Origin of the sequence: Thermovirga sp. (genome assembly GCF_017656375.1) — a bacterium.
GTDB lineage: Bacteria > Synergistota > Synergistia > Synergistales > Thermovirgaceae > Thermovirga.
In genome coordinates, this window is the sequence record NZ_JACDOB010000070.1 from 1 (window position 1) to 2,904 (window position 2,904).

4 protein-coding genes are annotated in these 2,904 nt (G+C 44.5%); 1 reads left to right on the top strand and 3 read right to left on the bottom strand.

Annotation, left to right across the window (positions count from 1 at the left end; all coding sequences use genetic code 11):
* Positions 1-420: 420 nt before the first annotated feature.
* Positions 421-843, bottom strand: coding sequence for a hotdog domain-containing protein (locus H0Z23_RS08815; RefSeq protein ID WP_296869077.1), 423 nt, complete (start codon positions 841-843; stop codon positions 421-423).
* Positions 844-1,024: 181 nt separating this feature from the next.
* On the opposite strand from H0Z23_RS08815, the gene H0Z23_RS08820 reads away from it, so the two are divergent.
* The gene (locus H0Z23_RS08820; RefSeq protein ID WP_296869078.1) at positions 1,025-1,780 is read left to right on the top strand and encodes a 2-phosphosulfolactate phosphatase; all 756 of its coding nucleotides are present in this window, start codon (positions 1,025-1,027) and stop codon (positions 1,778-1,780) included.
* Positions 1,781-1,808: 28 nt separating this feature from the next.
* Here the strand turns inward: H0Z23_RS08820 and H0Z23_RS08825 are convergent, their stop codons facing one another.
* The gene (locus H0Z23_RS08825) at positions 1,809-2,558 is read right to left on the bottom strand and encodes a 4Fe-4S binding protein (RefSeq protein ID WP_296869079.1); all 750 of its coding nucleotides are present in this window, start codon (positions 2,556-2,558) and stop codon (positions 1,809-1,811) included.
* Positions 2,559-2,594: 36 nt separating this feature from the next.
* Positions 2,595-2,904 (bottom strand): cupin domain-containing protein (locus H0Z23_RS08830; protein ID WP_296869080.1); only part of this gene is annotated, 310 nt, incomplete at its 5' end.

The window sequence follows — 2,904 nt, forward strand, 5'->3', positions numbered from 1 at the left end:
CGGACCTGGCCACGGTGGGCCTGGCGGCGGAGGACCTGGTAGTGGCGGACCTGGCCACGGCGGACCTGGTAGTGGCGGACCTGGCCACGGCGGACCTGGCCACGGCGGACCCGGTAGTGGCGGACCTGGCGGTAACCCCTAAGCCAGTTGAACAAAACGCAAAATGGGAAAGGCTTAAGCCCTTCCCATTTGAGGTTTTTTGAGAATACGCACAGTTATGCTACTTCTGTATGTAGAAGGGGTTGTAAAAAGGAATCAGAAATTTACGGTATGTTTGAAATGTGGGCTTGGCAGAAAAAATCTAGAAAAGATATCAGTGCAAAGTTTGAAGTCATACAAATAACGGCAAAAGCATAAGACGCATATATGGTTCGAGGGGGAAGGTTAAAGCCTTCCCCCTGCTTTATGCCGGGGGTTTATTTATACGCCCCTATCAATGGAGAAGGCACGCTCTCTTGCTCTGTTCATCAGGATTTCCCATTTTACTACGGCCCTTACGTGGGTTCCTGTCGCTATAATTCCCTGATGGTCCCACGCAGAAAGCTCATAAAAAAGCTTATTGCCCTCAATGCGTGTTAACTTGGCCCTAAAAGTTACTGTAGTTCCAAGATAGGATGGAGCCTCATGGTTTATAGAAATGGACCTTCCCACAGTTAAATAACCATCAGGTAAGTGATTATCTGTTGCTTCTGTGGCAGCCTTTACAAAGGCCTTGACGCATGCAGGCGTTGAAAGGAGTTGTTCTAGCCTTGGTGAGAAATTACCCACAGTGTCCTCTTCCTTTACGGTCAATTTAACATCGGAAAAAAGACCTGGAGAAAGGATCTCTGTTATGTTCAGCATCAATATCCCTCCTTTTTAGAGTTCGGTGAAAACATATTTGATAATTTTAGGTTATGCGACTCGTTAATATTTTACATCAATGCTTATTAAATGGCGAATTCAAAGATATTAGCATAAAATGCCCCGTCCCATTATTATATATTATCGGCTGAGTTTTATAGTGCGGATGGAGGTGTATAGCTTGAGCTGTAAAGAGGGCTTTAAGCACAGGGTAATAAAGGTAGCTTTGACTCCCGGAGAGAATCTTCCTAAAGTTGATGTCTGGTTAGTGGTTGATTTATTACGGGCATCCACAACAGCTATAGCCTTTTTTGAAAATGGTGGGAAGAAAATATTTCCCGTAGCTGATGTGGAAGAAGCAAGACAATTAAAAAAGCTTTTAGGGGACAGCTGGATTCTAATGGGAGAAAGAGGTGCTCTTCCCATAGATGGGTTTGACCTTGGGAATTCCCCTATGGTTTTTGAGCGTTTTAATCCATCAGAAAAGGATGGCGCTATAATGACCACTTCTAACGGGACGAAGGCTTGGCTAGAAGCATCGCTTACGGGCTCATGGGTGCTTGTAGCGGCAGCAAGAAATGCATCTTGTGCCGTTCGAAAGGCATTAGCTTTGGGAGATACAATAGGAATACTGTGTGCCGGCAAGGAAGGGAAGGTGGTTTTAGATGACTGCCTATGTGCTGGCCTCTTGGTCGAGGAGATTTCAAGATCCGTGAAGAAAGTGGATTTAGATGATGGTGCAAAGGTAATTTTGGGCTTATGGGAATTTTACGAAAAAAACTTGGAAAGGGGAGTCTATATGTCTGAAAGTGCCGAGCTGTTAATTAAGCTGGGGATGGAAGAAGACTTGAAATATTGTTGTAGGGTCAATTGTTCGAGTGTTGTACCCTTCTTTTCTGTTTTGGATGGAAGGGCGTGCCTTCTTTGTTATAACTGAAAAGCACGCCCTCTTTATGCTGTGGCCTTTAAGAGAAGAAATATTTGATTTTGTCGTCTTCCAGAATTTCTCCATGAATGTTCAACTTTGTAACCCTTAAAGTTAGACTTTTTTTGGCATCTTGTATAGCTTTTTCGACCAGGACCTTAAGGCCACCACAGCAAGGGACCTCCATTATTATTACGTGCATTTGGGAAGGTGTATTTATCTCAATTATCTGGGCTAGTTTTTCTGCATAGTGCCCTGCATCGTCAAGTTTAGGGCATCCCATGAGTAAAGTGTTGCCTTTTACAAAGCTTTCATGGAAGTTGTAGGAAGCAGCGGCTGCGCAGTCGGCTGCTATAAGGAGGTTTGCCTCCTTTAGGTAGGGAGCGTTGACAGGGACGAGCATTAGCTGTATGGGCCAGTTAGTTAACGCCGATGTAGTAGCTCCTTTGGAACTTTCTTCTTTCGTAGTAGTTTTGCTTGTAACTTCTCTTAAATCACGAACTGCAGTTCCTGGGCAGCCACATGGTAGGGGGCCGCAAGCTTTTTGGGCTTTGTTTTTCATCACTGCTTCTTCGTCGTAAGCTTCAGCTTCCCTTTCCTCAAAGGATATGGCTCCCCTAGGGCATTCTCCAATGCAGTCCCCCAACCCATCGCAGTAGGACTCAGACACGAGTCTGGCCTTGCCATCTATAATCTGTATAGCTCCCTCGTGGCAGGCTTCTGCGCACAAACCGCAACCATCGCATTTGTCTTCGTCAATTTTAATGATTTTTCTCTTTATCTTGGGCATGTCAGCACCTCCGTATTTAGTAGCTTAGTTCTTCTATCACAGCAGTTTTGTTGATTCTGTTGGCCTTGGGGTTTTGATAACCAGGAAACGTAGAATCTCATTGCCTTTGTTATACCAACAGTGTGGTATTTTTGCAGGGCTGTCAATGAGGGTATCTGGCCCAACCTCTTGTTTTTCATTACCAATCTCAACAATTCCTTTGCCCTCTAAAACGTAAAACACTACGTCTACCGGTGTTATATGTTTTCTCAATTTTTCTCCTGGCTTCAAAATTAAATGGACAACTTGGGCATGCTCTGTGTCATAAAGTTTTCTGGAGTCTATTCCGTGCGGATTTTGTGCTGTT

What these genes read in the sequence shown, in the direction of transcription:
- H0Z23_RS08825 (WP_296869079.1), bottom strand. Translation starts at nt 2,558, where the DNA reads ATGCCCAAGATAAAGAGAAAAATCATTAAAATTGACGAAGACAAATGC.
- H0Z23_RS08815 (WP_296869077.1), bottom strand. Translation starts at nt 843, where the DNA reads ATGCTGAACATAACAGAGATCCTTTCTCCAGGTCTTTTTTCCGATGTT.